19 protein-coding genes are annotated in these 17,839 nt (G+C 60.0%); 17 read left to right on the top strand and 2 right to left on the bottom strand.

What is annotated here, in order from left to right; translation table 11 throughout:
* Window positions 1-72: 72 nt before the first annotated feature.
* The 5 genes from bcp (at window position 73) to O3S81_RS03435 (ending at window position 4,917) form a co-directional block, all read left to right on the top strand.
* Window positions 73-540 (top strand): thioredoxin-dependent thiol peroxidase, encoded by a 468-nt coding sequence (gene bcp, locus O3S81_RS03455; RefSeq protein WP_269340989.1) that lies wholly within the window; start codon window positions 73-75, stop codon window positions 538-540.
* Between the two features lie 14 nt (window positions 541-554).
* Window positions 555-1,382 carry a ferritin-like domain-containing protein gene (locus tag O3S81_RS03450; protein WP_269341390.1) on the top strand — a complete coding sequence of 276 codons (828 nt, stop codon included), beginning with the start codon at window positions 555-557 and terminating at the stop codon, window positions 1,380-1,382.
* A gap of 89 nt (window positions 1,383-1,471) precedes the next feature.
* The gene (locus O3S81_RS03445; RefSeq protein ID WP_269340987.1) at window positions 1,472-2,767 is read left to right on the top strand and encodes a M23 family metallopeptidase; all 1,296 of its coding nucleotides are present in this window, start codon (window positions 1,472-1,474) and stop codon (window positions 2,765-2,767) included.
* Between the two features lie 219 nt (window positions 2,768-2,986).
* Window positions 2,987-4,483, top strand: coding sequence for a DEAD/DEAH box helicase (locus O3S81_RS03440; RefSeq protein ID WP_269340985.1), 1,497 nt, complete (start codon window positions 2,987-2,989; stop codon window positions 4,481-4,483).
* 8 nt (window positions 4,484-4,491) lie between these two features.
* Window positions 4,492-4,917 carry an NUDIX domain-containing protein gene (locus O3S81_RS03435; RefSeq protein ID WP_269340983.1) on the top strand — a complete coding sequence of 142 codons (426 nt, stop codon included), beginning with the start codon at window positions 4,492-4,494 and terminating at the stop codon, window positions 4,915-4,917.
* A gap of 956 nt (window positions 4,918-5,873) precedes the next feature.
* Here O3S81_RS03435 and O3S81_RS03430 read toward each other — a convergent pair.
* Complete coding sequence (locus O3S81_RS03430) at window positions 5,874-6,110, bottom strand: hypothetical protein (RefSeq protein ID WP_269340982.1); 237 nt, start codon at window positions 6,108-6,110, stop codon at window positions 5,874-5,876.
* 71 nt (window positions 6,111-6,181) lie between these two features.
* Here O3S81_RS03430 and O3S81_RS03425 point away from each other — a divergent pair, with 71 nt between their 5' ends.
* The 9 genes from O3S81_RS03425 to O3S81_RS03385 all read left to right on the top strand — a co-directional run bounded on the left by O3S81_RS03425 (window position 6,182) and on the right by O3S81_RS03385 (window position 13,095).
* Window positions 6,182-7,261, top strand: coding sequence for an ABC transporter substrate-binding protein (locus O3S81_RS03425; RefSeq protein WP_269340981.1), 1,080 nt, complete (start codon window positions 6,182-6,184; stop codon window positions 7,259-7,261).
* 132 nt (window positions 7,262-7,393) lie between these two features.
* A complete protein-coding gene (rpe, locus tag O3S81_RS03420; protein ID WP_269340979.1) occupies window positions 7,394-8,071 on the top strand; it encodes a ribulose-phosphate 3-epimerase in 678 nt (225 codons plus the stop codon).
* A 56-nt stretch (window positions 8,072-8,127) separates the two neighbouring features.
* Window positions 8,128-8,634, top strand: a complete 507-nt coding sequence (locus O3S81_RS03415) for a hypothetical protein (RefSeq protein WP_269340977.1) — start codon at window positions 8,128-8,130, stop codon at window positions 8,632-8,634.
* 81 nt (window positions 8,635-8,715) lie between these two features.
* The gene (gene purB, locus O3S81_RS03410; RefSeq protein WP_269340975.1) at window positions 8,716-10,023 is read left to right on the top strand and encodes an adenylosuccinate lyase; all 1,308 of its coding nucleotides are present in this window, start codon (window positions 8,716-8,718) and stop codon (window positions 10,021-10,023) included.
* Between the two features lie 68 nt (window positions 10,024-10,091).
* Window positions 10,092-10,655 (top strand): alpha/beta hydrolase, encoded by a 564-nt coding sequence (locus O3S81_RS03405; RefSeq protein ID WP_269340973.1) that lies wholly within the window; start codon window positions 10,092-10,094, stop codon window positions 10,653-10,655.
* 203 nt (window positions 10,656-10,858) lie between these two features.
* The gene (gene purC, locus O3S81_RS03400; protein WP_003495374.1) at window positions 10,859-11,623 is read left to right on the top strand and encodes a phosphoribosylaminoimidazolesuccinocarboxamide synthase; all 765 of its coding nucleotides are present in this window, start codon (window positions 10,859-10,861) and stop codon (window positions 11,621-11,623) included.
* Window positions 11,624-11,678: 55 nt separating this feature from the next.
* Window positions 11,679-11,921 (top strand): phosphoribosylformylglycinamidine synthase subunit PurS, encoded by a 243-nt coding sequence (purS, locus tag O3S81_RS03395; RefSeq protein ID WP_080790454.1) that lies wholly within the window; start codon window positions 11,679-11,681, stop codon window positions 11,919-11,921.
* Window positions 11,922-11,940: 19 nt separating this feature from the next.
* On the top strand, window positions 11,941-12,612 hold the full coding sequence (gene purQ, locus O3S81_RS03390) for a phosphoribosylformylglycinamidine synthase subunit PurQ (RefSeq protein WP_269340971.1): 672 nt from the start codon (window positions 11,941-11,943) through the stop codon (window positions 12,610-12,612).
* Between the two features lie 33 nt (window positions 12,613-12,645).
* Window positions 12,646-13,095, top strand: a complete 450-nt coding sequence (locus O3S81_RS03385) for a hypothetical protein (protein WP_442864856.1) — start codon at window positions 12,646-12,648, stop codon at window positions 13,093-13,095.
* A gap of 192 nt (window positions 13,096-13,287) precedes the next feature.
* Here the strand turns inward: O3S81_RS03385 and O3S81_RS03380 are convergent, their stop codons facing one another.
* A complete protein-coding gene (locus O3S81_RS03380) occupies window positions 13,288-13,593 on the bottom strand; it encodes a DUF1127 domain-containing protein (RefSeq protein WP_269340968.1) in 306 nt (101 codons plus the stop codon).
* A 93-nt stretch (window positions 13,594-13,686) separates the two neighbouring features.
* Here O3S81_RS03380 and O3S81_RS03375 point away from each other — a divergent pair, with 93 nt between their 5' ends.
* The 3 genes from O3S81_RS03375 (at window position 13,687) to O3S81_RS03365 (ending at window position 17,744) form a co-directional block, all read left to right on the top strand.
* Window positions 13,687-15,105: an aminotransferase-like domain-containing protein gene (locus tag O3S81_RS03375; RefSeq protein ID WP_269340966.1), complete on the top strand. Its 1,419-nt coding sequence runs from the start codon at window positions 13,687-13,689 to the stop codon at window positions 15,103-15,105.
* Window positions 15,106-15,259: 154 nt separating this feature from the next.
* Window positions 15,260-17,494: a phosphoribosylformylglycinamidine synthase subunit PurL gene (gene purL, locus O3S81_RS03370; RefSeq protein ID WP_269340965.1), complete on the top strand. Its 2,235-nt coding sequence runs from the start codon at window positions 15,260-15,262 to the stop codon at window positions 17,492-17,494.
* A gap of 16 nt (window positions 17,495-17,510) precedes the next feature.
* Entirely contained in the window at window positions 17,511-17,744 is a 234-nt protein-coding gene (locus O3S81_RS03365) for a BolA/IbaG family iron-sulfur metabolism protein (protein WP_003507909.1), read from the top strand.
* Window positions 17,745-17,839: the final 95 nt, after the last annotated feature.

Here is a 17,839-nt window from a genome sequence, read left to right as displayed (position 1 = left end):
ACGACGCGCGGTTTCGCTATATATCGAATGTGGCGACTTTCCCTCAACATCCCGGCGAAAGAAAGGTAGATTATGACAGACTTGACGATTGGTGGCCCGGCTCCCGATTTTACTTTGCCCCGCAACGGTGAAGGGACGGTGACACTGTCCAAACTTCAAGGCAAGGCCGTCATCCTCTATTTTTATCCGAAGGACGATACTTCCGGCTGCACCGCCGAAGCGATCGATTTCAGCGCGCTCGGTGGCGAATTCGAGGCCGCAAGCGCCGTCGTCATCGGCATTTCACCCGACAGCGTCAAAAGCCACGACAAGTTTGCGGCAAAACACGCGCTCTCCGTCATGCTGGCCTCCGATGAGGATAAAAAGGTTCTGGAAGCCTATGGCGTCTGGAAGGAAAAAAGCATGTATGGTCGGAAATATATGGGCGTGGAACGCACCACCTTCCTTATCGGGCGCGATGGAAAAATCGCGGAAATCTGGAACAAGGTAAAGGTCGCGGGCCATGCGCAGGCCGTTCTCGAGGCCGCAAGGAACCTCTGAAGGACGGACCCGTGGTGACGCCCCCGTTCAAGATCATGTCCCTGCGCGGCGGCGCGACGGAAGCCATCGCCAGTGCGGATCTCGACAGGAAAACCGCTTTGGCGCAGGAAACCGCGACGCGCTGGTTCGAGCGCCGCCTGTCGCTGCGCTCACCGCTCGATCCGCCCCTGCCCGAGCGGCCGGGCAGGCCGGAGAAGCCCGAACTCGTTCCGCCGACCGCGGTGGAGCGCCGCTCCCTTCACAGCGTCAGGGGCCGCATCGCGCTGCTGCATGCCATCGCCCATATCGAACTCAATGCCGTCGATCTCGCGCTCGACATCGTCGCCCGTTATGCCAGTGAGCCGGTGCCGCATTCCTTTTTTGACGGCTGGATGCAGGTCGCCTTCGAGGAAGCGAAACATTTCCGGCTGGTGCGGGACCGGCTGCGCAGCCTCGGCGCCGACTATGGCGACCTGCCCGCCCATGACGGGCTGTGGCAGGCGGCGCATTCCACCCGCAACGATCTGACCGCACGGCTCGCCGTCGTGCCGCTCATTCTGGAGGCGCGCGGGCTGGACGTTACCCCTTCTTTGCAGGCCAAGATGCGCGAGACCGGCGACCTCGAAAGTGCCGCGGTTCTCGATGTCATCTATAATGACGAAAAGGGCCATGTCGCCATCGGCGCCAAATGGTTCCGGTTCCTCTGCGCGCGTGAAAAGAAAGACCCGGCCGCAACCTTCAGGCAACTGGTACGCGCCAATTTCCGTGGCCCGCTGAAACCGCCCTTCAACGACCTTGCCCGCGCCGAAGCCGGCCTGACGCCCTCGTTCTATCGGTCACTCACATCCGTCAGCCATAGCTGACCACCACCGCTACGCATCTCCGGCAAAACTTCGTTAACCTTAACGAATTATGATTTCCCATAAGAAATCGGCCAGTCCGGAGAGAGATTGTGACTGATACGGCGGAAAACCGGGTATTCGGCAAAAAGCGTGAGCCGCACATGCTCATTCTCGCGCGCGGCGAAAGCGTGCGGCATGTGACCATCCGGCCATGGATGGCGGCGCTTGCCGGCTGCACCATCGGCCTGTTTTCGCTCGGTTATCTCGGCGCCACCGGCTATCTCATCCTGCGCGACGACCTCATCGGCGCGACCATGGCGCGCCAGACGCGCATGCAGAACGACTATGAAGATCGCATCGCCGCGCTCAGAGCCCAGGTGGACCGCGTCACCTCCCGGCAGTTGCTCGATCAGCAGGTCGTTGAAAAGAAAGTGGAAAAACTGCTGGAACAGCAAGCCGCGCTCACCTCGCGCCACGGGCGCATGAGCGAGCTTCTGGAGCGCGCCGAAAATTCCGGCATCGCGGCCACCGCCCCGGTTGCGCCCTCCTCGCTTTCGAACGCCATGGTTCCGGAAAAACGCGCGGATATTTCCGGCGGCCTTTCCGCCATTGAAAAGCTAATGGCACCGAAGCCGCAGGCGGAAAAAGCAGCAGCAGACCGACGGGCCGCCTATGTGCCCGAATCCGGCGAAACACCTTCGGACCGCGCAGACCGGGTTTTCTCCAAGGTTACATTGTCGCTGAAGGATATCGAACGCCAGCAGATATCGCGCATCGCCAAGCTGACCAGCGACGCCGAAGACAAGGCAAGCGCCATGCAGGACATCATCCGGCAGGCGGGCCTGAAGATCGAGGAAAACGGCACCGAGGATGTCGGCGGGCCCTACGCCGCCCCTGAGCGCGGCGAAACCGATCCGTTCAACCTGTCGCTCACCAATCTCGACAATGCGCTGAACCGGCTTGATGTCGTCAAGGAAAGCGCGACCGCCCTGCCCTTCGGGAACCCTGCCCCCGGCCGGGCGATCACCAGCCGATTCGGCAACCGGATGGATCCGTTTCTCGGGCGTCCCGCTCTGCATACCGGCATCGATTTTCGCGCCGAAACCGGTGCGGACGTCAAGTCCACCGGCGCCGGCAGGGTGACGGTGGCGGAAAACTCGGGCGGTTACGGCAATATGGTCGAGATCGACCACGGCCAGGGCGTCTCCACCCGATTCGGCCACCTCTCCGCCATCCTCGTCCGGACTGGCGACAGGGTCGAAGCCGGCGATATTATCGGCCGTGCCGGCAGCACCGGCCGCTCCACCGGTCCGCACGTACATTACGAAGTGCGACGCAACGATACGCCGGTCGATCCCATGCGGTTCCTGATCGCCGGGGCGGAGCTGAAAACCTATCTGAAATAGCAGCCTGATTTTAACGCTTCTTTTGCTCTTTTAACGATAAATCGCACAAATCCACGCCCAAGGCTCAAAAGCCCCGCGCGAAGCATCACGTTTCGTGCGCTTTTCCCGTTGTTTCCTTGACTTTCCGGCAATTTGGGCCTATCCCCGCGCCAAGTCTTTGCAAGTGCCGTAGCGGCACGCAGGTGTTCTTACCGAACCAGAACGGAAAAAGTTCTTCCTTTGACAACATTCTCTGATCTTGGCCTGAGCCAAAAAGTTCTTTCCGCTATTGCAGATGCCGGCTACACGACGCCGACACCCATTCAGGCTGGCGCCATTCCGCCGGCGCTGGAAAAGCGTGATATCTGCGGTATCGCACAGACCGGCACGGGCAAAACCGCGTCCTTCGTTCTGCCGATGCTGACGCTGCTCGAAAAGGGCCGTGCGCGCGCCAGAATGCCGCGCACCCTGATCCTCGAGCCGACCCGCGAGCTTGCGGCACAGGTGGCGGAGAACTTCGAGAAATACGGCAAGAATCACAAGCTGAACGTCGCCCTCCTCATCGGCGGCGTTTCCTTCGAGGACCAGGACCGCAAGCTCGAGCGCGGCGCCGATGTGCTGATCTGCACACCCGGCCGCCTTCTCGATCATTGCGAGCGCGGCAAGCTGCTGATGACCGGCGTTGAAATCCTCGTCATCGACGAAGCAGACCGCATGCTCGACATGGGCTTCATTCCCGATATCGAACGTATCGCCAAGATGATCCCCTTCACCCGGCAGACGCTGTTCTTCTCGGCCACCATGCCGACGGAAATCCAGAAGCTGGCTGACCGCTTCCTGCAGAACCCCGTTCGTGTCGAGGTTGCCAAGCCTTCCTCCACGGCCAAGACCGTTGCCCAGCGCATCGTCGCCGCGCATGCCAAGGATTATGAGAAGCGCGCCGTGCTGCGCGATCTCGTCCGCGCCGAAGAGGCCGAACTGAAGAACGCCATCATCTTCTGCAACCGCAAGAAGGATGTGGCGGACCTGTTCCGCTCGCTCGACCGCCACGGTTTTTCCGTCGGCGCGCTGCATGGCGACATGGACCAGCGTTCGCGCACCACGATGCTGCAGAACTTCAAGGACGGCAATCTGAAGCTGCTCGTCGCCTCCGACGTTGCCGCACGCGGCCTGGACATCCCGGATGTCAGCCATGTCTTCAACTTCGATATTCCCATTCATTCGGAAGACTATGTCCACCGCATCGGCCGCACCGGCCGTGCCGGGCGCTCGGGCAAGGCATTCACCATCGTCACCAGAAGCGACACGAAATATCTCGACGCGATCGAAAAGCTGATCGGCGAAAAGATCGAGTGGCTGAACGGTGATCTCTCCACCCTTCCCGCGCCTATGGAAAGCTTCGAAAGCAGTTCCGGCCGCCGGGGCAAGGAACGGGGCGGCAGAGGCCGCGACCGCAACCGTCGCGACGCAGCGCCGGTCGAAACCATCAATCAGGGTGCACAATCCGCTGCGGACACGGACATCGCGGCTCAGGGAGACGACAAGGTGAAAGCAGAACGCAAACCGGAAAAGACCCCGCGCAATTCCGAGCGCAACAGCCGCAACCCGCTGCATGCCAACGATGACAACCGTGACCGCCGCCGCCACTATCGCGACCATGATGACGGCCCGACACCGGTTGGTTTCGGCGACGACATTCCCGCCTTCATGCTGATCGTGGCCAACGCCAAGGCCTGACCAGCGCAATGGACAGCATGACATCGACCATCAAACCAGGCCTGGATTTTCCGGGCGTTGGCGTGGGTCTTGTCATATTGCGCGAAGGCCGCCTGCTTTTATGCCGGCGCTTGAAGGCGCCGGAAGCCGGATACTGGAACATTCCCGGTGGCAAGGTCGATCACCTTGAAACCTGCCTCGCCGCAGCGCGTCGGGAGGCCGAGGAAGAAACCGGCCTCACGATCGGCGACGTCGAATTTCTCTGCCACAGCGAATTTATCGATCCGGAAGACCGGCACCATTGGGTCTCGCTGATCTTCGTCACCCGTGACACAGAGGGCGAACCTGCCCTGACCGAACCGGACAAGCTTTCCGCCATCGGCTGGTTCGATCTGGATAAACTCCCGGAACCGATCTCCGCCTTTGCGAAAGACGCCCTCGCCGCCCTGAAATAAAGCCGAACAGGAAACCGAGCGGCTCGCCTGCCGGGAAAAGGGCAGCCGGCGGTGTTTTCAAACGGTTACGCGCGCATATATGCCGGCGTCACACCCGCCCTCTCCGCGCGATATCTTTTCTGTAAATATAAAAATGATGGAACGTCTTTGCCGGAGGCTTCTCAAATTCAATTTTAAATTGCTTAAATTAGCTCTATATAAAAAACCGCCCCAGTTTCCCGAAGCGGTTTATACGTAATGAAAAAAATAGAATATAGAATGCAATATAGTCTGGCAGTGCTTATACCGGAACACCTTCCGAGGCCTGTTACAGCCAATTTCAGTCGTCCCCTGAAACACTTATATCTAAGCCAATCATTTACTTTCCGTCAAGCAAATCTTCTCGCAATTGCGAAAAAACCACGAGAAAAAACATGCCTCTAATGGGAAGCTTTATATATTTCGAATATATATCAGCAAGTTAGGGAAGTGGAAATAAAATGTGCATTTTTGTGGGCTGCACTCTAAAGGGCACAATAAATAGCGCGCACTCTCCAAATTGTATCTCTACTCCACAAATATAATAGTTTTATAAAGCAATACAGTAATTCAGCCGCGCTGAATTCTTCCCCGCGACGAGAGAGACGGACGCTTAAAGTTCCGTTGAAAATCAACGACAACGGTCCTCTTCATTCGTGACGGGCAAAAACAACTTAAAATTGACGCCCTTAAAAAAGCGATCCATCAAGCAACATGAACGCCAGTCTCACCAAATTTCCCGAAGTGAAACAGTTCCCGAACAACCAGCGGAGATTATACGGACATAAATTCCGTCGCAGTGTGGAATCCATGAATTAACGCACTTACAACTTTGATATAATCAATCGCGTGCAAAAAAATAATAATCCACCACATGAAACACTCGGAAGACTGATAAACAAAGTTTATCGCGACCACGAAGTCAGGATAACCGACGATCAGCGCTTCGCGGAACTGACCAGATGGCACAACAATCTGACCAGCCGCGCCGGCCCCTCCTTCGAATGGAACGATCTCATGTCCCAGTTACCATGGGTGGAGCAAAGTCTTGGGGAGGAGCTGCGCTCAAAACGCGCAAGCCCTGAAACGAGCAAAAGATCGGCAAGCTGATCCTCAAAAGCAATGCCGGCACGTGGGCAATGTGGTGGTTTTGCAGGAATGTCAGTGACGCGCACGTATTTTTCCTTTGGAAAACCGGTTGTTGCCGATAAACATCAAGCCGGGACAACAGGATTTCGCTCACGTCATGCTTTCACTTCGCCTGCTAACGATCATCGCCGGTTTTGCCTTTGCGGGCTCAGCAAGCGCGGCGTCGATCGGCATTGTTGCCCCGCAGAACGGCCCTTACGAACTGTTGGGCCAGCAGGTGCGGCAGGGCGCGAAGGCGGCGGCTGCCAAGCTTGGCCTGGATGTCGTGGAAATCCATGAAAGCTGCGAAGATGGCAGCGGCGGCGCGATCGCCGATGGGCTGGCAGCCGCGAAGGTCAGCGCCGCAATCGGTTTTTTGTGCACGGAAACACTTCAGGGTGTTCTGCCGCCGCTGAAGGCGGCCGCCATTCCGGCGATCACGCTTTCCAGCCGTGCGCCGATTCTCATGGAAGACGCACTGAAATATGGCTGGCCGCTTTTCCGGCTTGCCCCGTCCGACCGGGCAGAATCGGACAGGATCGCCGAAATCATCCTGCGCGACTGGAAGGGACATTCCATCGGGCTGGTGGATGACGGCACGATCTACAGCCGCGAACTGGTCGACCGCATCCGCTCGGCACTGGAGGAAAACGGCCTCAAACCCACCTTTGCCGATACGATGCGCCCCAATCAGGAGCAGCAGGTGGCGCTTGTGCGCCGGCTGGCGCGAACCGGCATCACGCATGTCTTCGTCGGCGCCGAACGCAACGACGTCGCCATCATCGCCAGAGACGCCGGCTCCGAAAACCTTGCCCTGACGGTCATGGGCGGCGACGCCATGAATGCGGCCAACAATCCCGTCCCTTTGGCCGCGAATGTGCTGGCGGTCACCCGCCCTGCCTTTGATACCCTGCCCTCGGCCCAGGCCGCCGCCGGTGAACTGCGCGCCGCCGGCATCGAGCCCGAAGGCTATGTCCTGCCGGCCTATGCGGCAACGGAACTCACCGCAGCACTTGCGGAAGCGGTACAGGCACAGTCGAAACCTGCGCCCGAAATATTGACGGGCGGCACCGTCTTCAAAACCGTGATCGGCGATCTCGGCTTCAATCCCTCACATGAGCTATCGGACAATCCCTACCGCCTGCAGCGCTGGAACGGCCAGCGTTTCGAGCCGGTGGAGAAGGCCGAAAGGCAATAGGTCCGGCCGACCTTGCCGGAAATTCGCTGAAGCACGGCTGAAAACCACCGGCAACCGCGCTGCCAGCCGTTTCAAACCCCGATACTTGATGTTAAAGGCAGCTTACGCAACGCGTCGAGAGGAGTTTGCCCCATGTCCCTGCCCATCCGCATAGCCCCGTCCATTCTGGCTGCCAATTTCGCCAAGCTGGGACAGGAAGTCGCCGATGTCACGGAAGCAGGCGCCGACTGGATTCATCTCGATGTCATGGACGGGCATTTTGTGCCCAATATTTCCTTCGGGCCGGATGTCATCAAGGCGCTTCGCCCGCACAGCAATGCCTTTTTCGATTGTCACCTGATGATCACCCCTGTCGATTCCTATCTCGAAGCCTTTGCCAAGGCGGGCTGCGACGGGATTACCGTGCATGCGGAGGCCGGGCCTCACCTGCATCGCTCGCTCCAGACCATCCGCACGCTCGGCAGGAAGGCCGGCGTGACCCTCAACCCCGCGACCCCGCTTTCCGTCATCGAAAACGTGCTGGATGATGTCGATCTCGTGCTGATCATGAGCGTCAATCCCGGTTTCGGCGGACAGAAGTTCATTCCGGCCATGCTGGACAAGATCCGCGCCGCAAAGGCGATGATCGGAAACCGGCCGATCGAACTGGAAGTGGATGGCGGTGTGACGGCGGAAACCGCCGGCGCGATCATCGCTGCCGGCGCCAATGCGCTGGTGGCAGGTTCAGCCGTCTTCAAGGGCGATGGCGTCGAAGACTATCGCAAGACGGTTTCGCTGCTGCGCGCGGCAGCGGAAACCGCAAGGTCGTAGCCGAAAAGGCGGCAACGCCGGAAGTATTACGACGGGCGCTTGAAGGCGGGGGCTTGATGGACAGCGACAGGCAGGGTTTCCGCAACGCAATCTCGAAAGCGCTGTTTCCCCTTCTCGCCTCGTTCGTCTGGGCAAGCTGTTCGGCGGCCACCGCCTTGCTTGGCCTTTATCTCAGGAACCGGCTGGAGACCGACCATGCCGCCGAGATAATCGCACTGTTCTTCTGCGGCGGCCTGTTGGGCTGGCCGCTGGCCACGGCGGCGTTGCATCTGCTACCCGCCTCCTCGGCCCTGCCGCTGCGCTTTGCGGCAAGCTGTGCGGCCATCGCCATCTTCACCATAGCGGTCGCGGCGGCGTTTTTCGCGTTCCAGTACCGCATCTTTTATGCGCAGTGGCATGCGCCGGCCTTTTCCCGCATCTGGTTCTTCCAGCAGCTCTTCACCTCGCTCGGCGCGATCTATCAGTTCGCAATTCTTGGCCTAGGGCTGTATTTTCCCTTTGCCGCCGTTCCGCTCCTGCCTGCGGGCGCAATCCTCTGCCGGCGTGCGCAGCGAGCGACATAGCCATGCAGCTTGATAGATTGAGATTACCGGAACACTTTGCTAAACGGGCAGCAAAATTCCTCCACTAAGAAAGTCATTGCCATGATCCCTCGTTACTCCCGACCGGAAATGGTCGCCATCTGGTCGCCGGAAACAAAGTTCCGCATCTGGTTCGAGATCGAGGCATATGCCTGTGACGCGCTGGCCGAGCTCGGTGTCATTCCGAAGTCCGCGGCCCAGACCATCTGGGAAAAGGGTGGCAGCGCCACTTTCGACGTCGCCCGCATCGACGAAATCGAGGCCGTGACCAAGCACGACGTCATTGCCTTCCTCACCCATCTTGCCGAATTTGTCGGCCCCGACAGCCGTTTCGTGCATCAGGGCATGACCTCGTCCGACGTGCTGGACACCACGCTCAACATCCAGCTCGTCCGTGCCGCCGATCTGCTGCTCGCCGATATGGACCGGGTGTTGACGGCTCTCAAGACCCGCGCCTTCGAGCACAAGAACACGGTGCGCATCGGCCGCAGCCATGGCATCCACGCCGAGCCGACCACCATGGGCCTGACCTTCGCCCGCTTCTATGCCGAGATGCACCGCAACCGCGAGCGCCTCGTCAATGCCCGCGCCGAAATCGCCACGGGTGCGATCTCCGGCGCCGTCGGCACCTTCGCCAATATCGACCCGCGCGTCGAGGAACATGTCTGCGCCAAGCTTGGCCTCATCCCCGAGCCGGTCTCCACCCAGGTCATCCCGCGTGACCGCCACGCCATGTTCTTCGCAACCCTCGGCGTCATCGCCTCGTCGATCGAAAACGTCGCCATCGAAATTCGCCACATGCAGCGCACCGAGGTTCTGGAAGCGGAAGAGTTCTTCTCTCCCGGCCAGAAGGGCTCGTCGGCAATGCCGCACAAGCGCAACCCGGTTCTGACCGAAAACCTGACCGGCCTTGCCCGTCTGGTGCGCATGTCGGTCGTGCCCGCCATGGAAAACGTGGCGCTCTGGCACGAGCGCGATATCAGCCACTCCTCCGTGGAGCGCGCCATCGGCCCCGACACCACGGTTACCCTAGATTTCGCATTGAACCGTCTGGCCGGCGTCATCGAAAAGCTGGTGATCTACCCGGACAACATGCTGAAGAACATGAACAAGTTCCGCGGCCTCGTGCATTCGCAGCGCGTTCTTCTGGCCCTGACGCAGGCCGGCGTTTCCCGCGAGGACGCTTACCGCCTGGTACAGCGCAACGCCATGAAGGTCTGGGAACAGGGTGCGGACTTCCTCGAAGAACTGCTGGGCGACGAGGAAGTGCGCGCTGCCTTGTCCGAAGAGACGATCCGCGAGAAGTTCGACCTCGGTTACCACACCAAGCATGTCGACACGATCTTCAACCGCGTCTTCGGCAACGCCTGAGAGAACTCCTTGAAGTTAATGCCGCCGCGGCCTTGATCGCGGCGGCATCACAACACAGATATGGGCGCATGAAAGTTTCAGAAGCAGATATCCTGATCGTCCCCGGTTACACCAATTCCGGCCCCGACCACTGGCAGAGCCGCTGGGAGCGCAAGCTTTCCACCGCCCGCCGTGTCGAGCAGGCGGAATGGTCGAAGCCGGTGAAGGAAGATTGGGTCGCCCGGCTGGTGGAAGAGGTCAATGCCTCCACCAAGCCCATCGTCCTTGTCGCCCATTCGCTCGGCGTGCCGACCGTCATCCACGCGCTGCCGGAAATCGGCAAGAAGGTGTCCGGCGCGCTTTTCGTCGCGCCGCCCGATGTCGCCAATCCCGATATCCGGCCCAAGCACCTGATGACCTTCGGGCCTTACCCGCGTGATCCGCTGCCTTTCCCGGCGATCACCATCGCCAGCCGGAACGATCCTTTCGGCTCCTATGAACATGCCGATGACATCGCCGCTGCCTGGGGTTCGCTGCTGATCGACGCCGGCATGTCTGGCCATATCAACACCGAGTCCGGCCATGGTCCGTGGCCGGAAGGCGGTATGGTCTTCGCCCAGTTTTTGAGCCGGCTGAAGGCAGTCGAGCCCTGACAGCGGTAGCCGTGTGGACCGCCTCCCCTTCGATCAGCCCGGAAAGCTGATTTTCCGGGCGCGGCGGTTTCCCCGGCCTGTCACAAGAATTGAAGGGAAATATGCCAGCCGCATTGTAGAATGCACTCTTTTCCTTTATGGGACCGCTTCAAAGACCAAACGCAACGCCACCAGAATCGGCGTCAACCAAGAGACCTGCAATTATGAACCGTCGCCGCCGTATTTACGAAGGCAAGGCCAAGATCCTCTACGAGGGTCCGGAGCCAGGCACGCTTATCCAGTTCTTCAAGGACGATGCGACCGCCTTCAACAAGAAGAAGCACGAAGTCATCGACGGTAAGGGTGTGCTGAACAACCGCATCTGCGAATATGTCTTCACGCATCTGAACAAGATCGGTATTCCCACCCACTTCATCCGCCGCCTCAACATGCGCGAGCAGCTGATCAAGGAAGTGGAGATGATCCCGCTCGAGATCGTCGTGCGCAATGTCGCCGCCGGCTCGCTCTCCAAGCGCCTCGGCATCGAGGAAGGCGTGGTGCTGCCGCGTTCGATCATCGAGTTCTATTACAAGTCGGATGAGCTGGAAGACCCGATGGTCTCCGAAGAGCACATCACGGCCTTCGGCTGGGCAAACCCCGCCGAGCTTGATGACATCATGGCGCTTGCCATCCGCGTCAACGACTTCCTGTCCGGCCTCTTTCTCGGCGTCGGCATCCAGCTCGTCGACTTCAAGATCGAATGCGGCCGGCTTTTCGAAGGCGACATGATGCGCATCATCCTCGCCGACGAGATTTCGCCCGACAGCTGCCGTCTGTGGGACATCGAGACCCAGAAAAAGATGGACAAGGACCTGTTCCGCCGCGATATGGGCGGGCTTCTGGAAGCCTATTCCGAAGTGGCGCGCCGTCTCGGCATCATCAATGAAAACGAACCGATCCGCGGCACCGGCCCTGTTCTGGTGAAGTAATATCGGCCTCGTGAAGTAATATTGGCCTCGTAGGGTAAAATCAGGAGAAGATCAGGTGATCAAGGCACGGGTGACTGTTACGCTGAAGAACGGCGTTCTCGATCCGCAGGGCAAGGCAATCGAAGGCGCGCTCGGCAGCCTCGGTTTTGATGGCGTCGGCCACGTCCGCCAGGGCAAGGTCTTCGATCTGGAGCTGGAAGGCGCCGACAAGGCCAAGGCCGAAACCGACCTGAAGGCAATGTGCGAAAAGCTGCTGGCCAATACGGTCATCGAAAACTACGCAATCGCCATCCTCTAAAGCCGCAGGAGCCGCGCCCATGAAATCCGCTGTCGTCCAACTTCCCGGCCTCAACCGCGACCGCGACATGATCGCGGCGCTGACGAAAATCTCCGGAAGCGCGCCCGTCACCATCTGGCAGACGGAAACGGATATTCCCGACGTCGACCTGATCGTCATCCCGGGTGGCTTCTCCTATGGCGACTATCTGCGTTGCGGCGCCATCGCCGCCCGCATGCCGGTCATGCAGGCCATCCGCGAAAAGGCCGAAAAGGGCGTCAAGGTTCTCGGCGTCTGCAACGGCTTCCAGATTCTGGTTGAAGCCGGCATGCTGCCGGGTGCCCTGATGCGCAATGCCTCGCTGAAATTCGTCTGCCGCGAAGTGAAGCTCGAAGTCGCCAACAACGACACCGATTTCACCCGCGCTTACGACAAGGGCCAGATCCTGCGCTGCCCCGTCGCCCATCATGACGGCAACTATTTCCTCGATACGGATGAGCTGAAGTCCGTGGAAGGCAACGGCCAGGTGGTGTTCCGTTATGCCGAAGGCACCAATCCCAACGGCTCGCTGAACGACATTGCCGGCGTCATCAACGCCAAGGGCAACGTTCTCGGCATGATGCCGCATCCGGAAAACCTCATCGAAGCCGCCCATGGCGGTAATGACGGCCGTGGCCTCTTCGCTTCGGCGCTCGGCGTCATCGCAGCCTGATAGACCGGGCGGGCTTCAAGCCCGCCTTTTTTGATGCCGGCTTCCGGCACCGTTTCGGCTTCTCTTCTGGATGACCTGATGCCTCGCCTTCTTCGACACAATGCCTATAAAGCCACCGGCTTGATCTTTGCTGCGGCTGCGCTCGCCGCCTGCCAGCCGAAACCGCAGCCGACCGCCTCCTTCTCCCGCGCGGCATTGCCCACCATGGAGCGCATCGCGCTCGGTGCGAATGCCTGCTGGTTCAAATCGGGCGACGCCGCCTTCAAGGCCTATCGTCTGGCTCCTGAGCTGAATTCCTTCTCCGGCCGCCCGCGCATCCTGCTCGTGCCGCGCCACAGCCCGGAATCGCGCCCCATGCTGGTGATCCAGGCCGAAGGTAACCCGGCAAAGCTCGATGCTTTCGGACCGATGATGAACGAAGCCATCTCCGGCCGCATCGCAACCGACGTCAAGCGCTGGGCGAATGGCGGCAAGGGCTGCTGATCTAGATACGTCTACATCAATCACGTCATCCACGGGCTTGTCCCGAGAATGACGTGGAAATGTTTTGGCGGTTTGCTGCCCACCGCGTATACCCAATAAAAAAACCCGCCGACGCCGGTTGGGATTGGCGTGGCGGGTTGCCGAATGGCTGCTTGGTGCCGGGGAAAGAAGGCACCGCTCTCCGACAAAAAATCAAAGCGACCGCGACGGCCAGGAGAAAAGCTGCGATTTCGCGGCCTCCTTCAGGGCCTCATCCCGTGTCACGCCGATATCTTCCAGAAGATCGTCCGACAGTTCCCGCAAGGCGAGCCGTCCCTGCCGTTTCCGGTGCCAATGAAACATGCCCGCAATCAGGCGACCAATAAGCGTGCGGGCGATCTTGGCCGGAAAGGGCGCCGGTGCGACCATGTCGCCGGCATCGCGGAACACGCGTTCCCGTTCGTAGCCATCAGGATAGAGTGTATCCGCTGTCGAAAGGTATTGATCCATCTTGCGCATATTGCACCTATTGTCTCCGTGTGTTTGATGTCATTCAATGCAGACAATAAATACAATTGACTTGCATGCAGATACAATGCATAAATTGTCACCATGACAAATTGGCTTCCTGACATCACCGAGGGCGACGGCCCGATCTACCTTCGCCTTGCGGACAGTATCGAAGGCGCGATTTCGGACGGAACCTTGCAGGCCGGTTCGAAATTGCCACCGCAGCGCAATCTCGCTTACGATCTCGGCGTGACAATCGGTACAATCAGCCGGGCCTATGGGCTTATTCACGAACGTGGGCTCGTCAGCGGCGAAGTCGGCCGCGGCACCTATGTCAACGAACGCAAGACCCCTGCGCCATTATCGCCCGCGGAACCGTCTGCGTCGGCATTTGGTGGCACGCGCCACGCCATCGACACCGGCGCCGAATTTCGCCTGAACACCACGGCAGCACCGGATGTCGGCCAGAGCACGCTGGTCGGTAAACACGTCGAGGCCCTCGCCAGAGAATATCCGTTCGAAATTTCCAACTACACCCGCACCTTTCCCGACAACTGGTGTATGGCGGGCGCTCGCTGGCTCTCCCAGAACGGCTGGTCGCCGAAACCGGAAAACATCGTCTCCACGCTCGGCGCTCATGCTGGGGTGATGAGCGTGGTAACGGCAATGACGGCGCCGGGTGACCGCATCGTCTTTGAACCCGTCACCTATTCCCACATCAGCCGCAGCGCCACCCTCGCCGGGCGCCGTGTCACGCTCGTGGACGCGGATGAAAAGGGTATCGTCCCTGATGATTTCGAACGCCTCTGCGCCCAGCAACATCCAAAGATGATCTTCCTGATGTCGGCTGGCCAGAACCCCACCTGCGCCACCCTGCCCGAGGATCGGCGGCGGGCAATCGCCGATATTGCCCGCAGATACGGGGTATGGATCGTGGAGGACAATCTCTACGGCGCCATGACCCGTGAGGCGATCCCGCTCATTGCGGAATTCGCGCCCGACCTCACCTTCGTTGTCGGTGGCCTGTCGAAATCCGTTGCCGCCGGGGTCAGGGGTGGTTGGGTCGCCTGCCCGGCGCAGTTTTCATCGAGAATACGGATTTCGCATTCGATGTTAACCGGCGGATTGCCCTTCATGCTGGCCGAGCTGAATGCGCGCCTCGTCAATAGCGGCGACGCCCATGACATCCGCAAGGATTGCATCGCCGAAATCAATCAGCGCGAGGCGATCGCCAGACGTATCTTTGCCGGGCTGGAATTCAATTCCCTGCCCGATATCGCCTTTATGTGGCTGAGGCTGCCCGAACCCTGGCTGTCGGGTACCTTCCGCAATGCCGCCATGAAGGAAGGTGTGCTGATCGACGACGAGGACGAGTTCAAGGCCGGCCGGTCCGAAAAGGTGTTTCACCGTGTCCGTATCAGCTTTTCCGGACCTTCCACGCGTGAGGAACTGACGCATGCCTTCAGCATCCTGCGCAATTTGCTCGACAACGGTTCGTCCGGCTATGAAAGCGAGGCGTGATGCGGGTTGTGACCTTTCCGGCATCACCCACAACGGGTGAATAACCGCAAAAACCGCCCATTAGCCAGCAAAGCGGCGCATTTTCCTGTCGCGCCATGGAGCCTCTTGCGCTAAAGAACCGGAAACTTTCCTCGGCTCGAACCGCGTGAGACCTATGTCGATTTCAAACTCCATCAAGATCACCCCGGAACTCGTTGCATCCCACGGGCTGAAGCCCGACGAATACCAGCGTATCCTCGACCTGATCGGACGGGAGCCGAGCTTTACCGAGCTTGGCATCTTCTCGGCCATGTGGAACGAGCACTGCTCCTACAAGTCCTCCAAGAAGTGGCTGAAGACCCTGCCGACCAAGGGCCCGCGCGTCATTCAGGGTCCCGGTGAAAACGCTGGCGTTGTCGATATCGACGACGGCGACTGCGTCGTCTTCAAGATGGAGAGCCACAACCACCCGTCCTATATCGAGCCCTATCAGGGTGCTGCGACCGGCGTCGGCGGCATTCTGCGCGACGTCTTCACCATGGGCGCACGCCCGATCGCGGCCATGAACGCCCTGCGTTTCGGCGCGCCTGACCACCCGAAGACCCGCCACCTCGTGGCCGGCGTCGTTGCCGGTGTCGGCGGTTACGGCAATTCCTTCGGCGTTCCGACGGTTGGCGGCGAAGTGGAATTCGACCCGCGTTATAACGGCAATATCCTCGTCAACGCCTTTGCAGCCGGCCTTGCCAAGTCCAACGCGATCTTCCTCTCGGAAGCCAAGGGTGTGGGCCTGCCCGTCGTTTATCTCGGTGCGAAGACCGGCCGCGACGGCGTCGGCGGCGCAACCATGGCGTCTGCCGAATTCGACGAATCCATCGAGGAAAAGCGCCCGACCGTTCAGGTCGGCGACCCCTTCACCGAAAAGTGCCTGCTGGAAGCCTGCCTTGAACTGATGAAGACCGGCGCGGTCATCGCCATTCAGGACATGGGTGCCGCCGGCCTCACCTGCTCGGCTGTCGAAATGGGCGCCAAGGGTGATCTCGGCATTGAGCTTGACCTCAATGCCGTGCCGGTGCGCGAAGAGCGCATGACGGCCTATGAAATGATGCTGTCCGAAAGCCAGGAGCGCATGCTCATGGTTCTCGAGCCCTCCAAGGAAGAAGTCGCCAAGGCGATCTTCGTGAAATGGGGTCTGGACTTCGCCATCGTCGGCAAGACCACCGACGACCTGCGTTTCCGCGTGCTGCACAATGGCGCGGAAGTCGCCAACCTGCCGATCAAGGAACTGGGCGATCAGGCTCCGGAATATGACCGCCCGTGGACGCCCGCCAAGGTGCCCGCACCTCTGGCAGAAAACGACGTTCCCGCCGCCGATATCGCCGATGCGCTGGTATCGCTGGTCGGTTCGGCGAACAACTCCTCGCGCCGTTGGGTCTATGAACAATATGACACGCTGATCCAGGGCAATTCCCTGCAGCTGCCGGGTGGCGATGCCGGCGTGGTGCGCGTCGAAGGCCACGACAAGAAGGCGCTCGCCTTCTCCTCCGACGTAACCCCGCGTTATGTCGAGGCCGATCCCTTCGAAGGCGGCAAGCAGGCGGTCGCCGAATGCTGGCGCAACATCACTGCCACCGGCGCTTTGCCGCTGGCGGCCACCGACAACCTCAATTTCGGCAATCCGGAAAAGCCCGAAATCATGAGCCAGCTGGTCCATGCCATCAAGGGCATCGGCGAAGCTTGCCGCGTGCTGGAATTCCCGATCGTTTCCGGCAACGTCTCGCTCTATAACGAGACCAACGGCCAGGCGATCCTGCCCACCCCCACCATCGGCGGTGTTGGCCTCCTGAAGGATTGGGGCCGCATGGCACGTATCCGCTTTGCCGCCGCTGACGAAGTGGTGCTGCTCATCGGCGCCCCTGCCGGCCTCGGCACGCACATCGCCCAGTCGGTTTACATGCGTGACATTCATGGCCGCATCGATGGCCCGGCGCCGCATGTGGATCTGGCCGCCGAAAAGAACAACGGCGATTTCGTCCGCAGCCTCATTACCGATGGCCTTGCCACCGCCGTTCACGATTGCTCTTCGGGTGGTCTGGCGCTTGCGGTTGCCGAAATGGCGATTTCCTCCGGCATCGGCGCGACGATCGACGCGGTCGAAGGCCACAACCCGGTTCTTACCTTCTATGGCGAAGATCAGGGCCGATACGTCATGACGGTCAAAAAGGCCGATCTCGACGAGGTGCAGGCGGCAGCCAAGGCGGCGGGTGTTTCCTGCCCCGTTATCGGCACTACCGGCGGCTCCACCGTAAAGCTGGGCACGGCGCGCGCCGTGGAGATTAAAGAATTGCACTCGGCCTATGAATCGTGGTTCCCTCAATTCATGGACGGCGAAACTTTGCTCGCCGCAGAATGAATTAAGGAGAAACACCATGCCCATGAAACCCGGCGACATTGAAGACATGATTAAGGCGGGAATCCCCGGGGCAAAGGTCACGATCCGCGATCTGGCCGGTGATGGCGATCATTACGCGGCGGAAGTCGTCGCGGAGGCATTCAAGGGCAAGACCCGCGTGCAGCAGCACCAGATGGTCTATGACGCGCTGAAGGGCAATATGGGCGGCGTTCTGCACGCGCTCGCCCTTCAGACCTCGGCTCCTGAATGATTGCGGCCGTCAAAGCGGTTGCGGCAACGGCAGGTCTCTGTCCCGCCTGCGCATAAGCACTAAGACTGCGAACCCCAAAAGGCCCGCGTGATGCT

Source organism: Agrobacterium sp. SOY23 (assembly GCF_027212525.1).
Classification (GTDB): domain Bacteria; phylum Pseudomonadota; class Alphaproteobacteria; order Rhizobiales; family Rhizobiaceae; genus Agrobacterium; species Agrobacterium tumefaciens_I.
The sequence above is the reverse complement of the archived record's forward strand: the minus strand, read 5'-3'. Positions and strand labels throughout refer to the sequence as shown.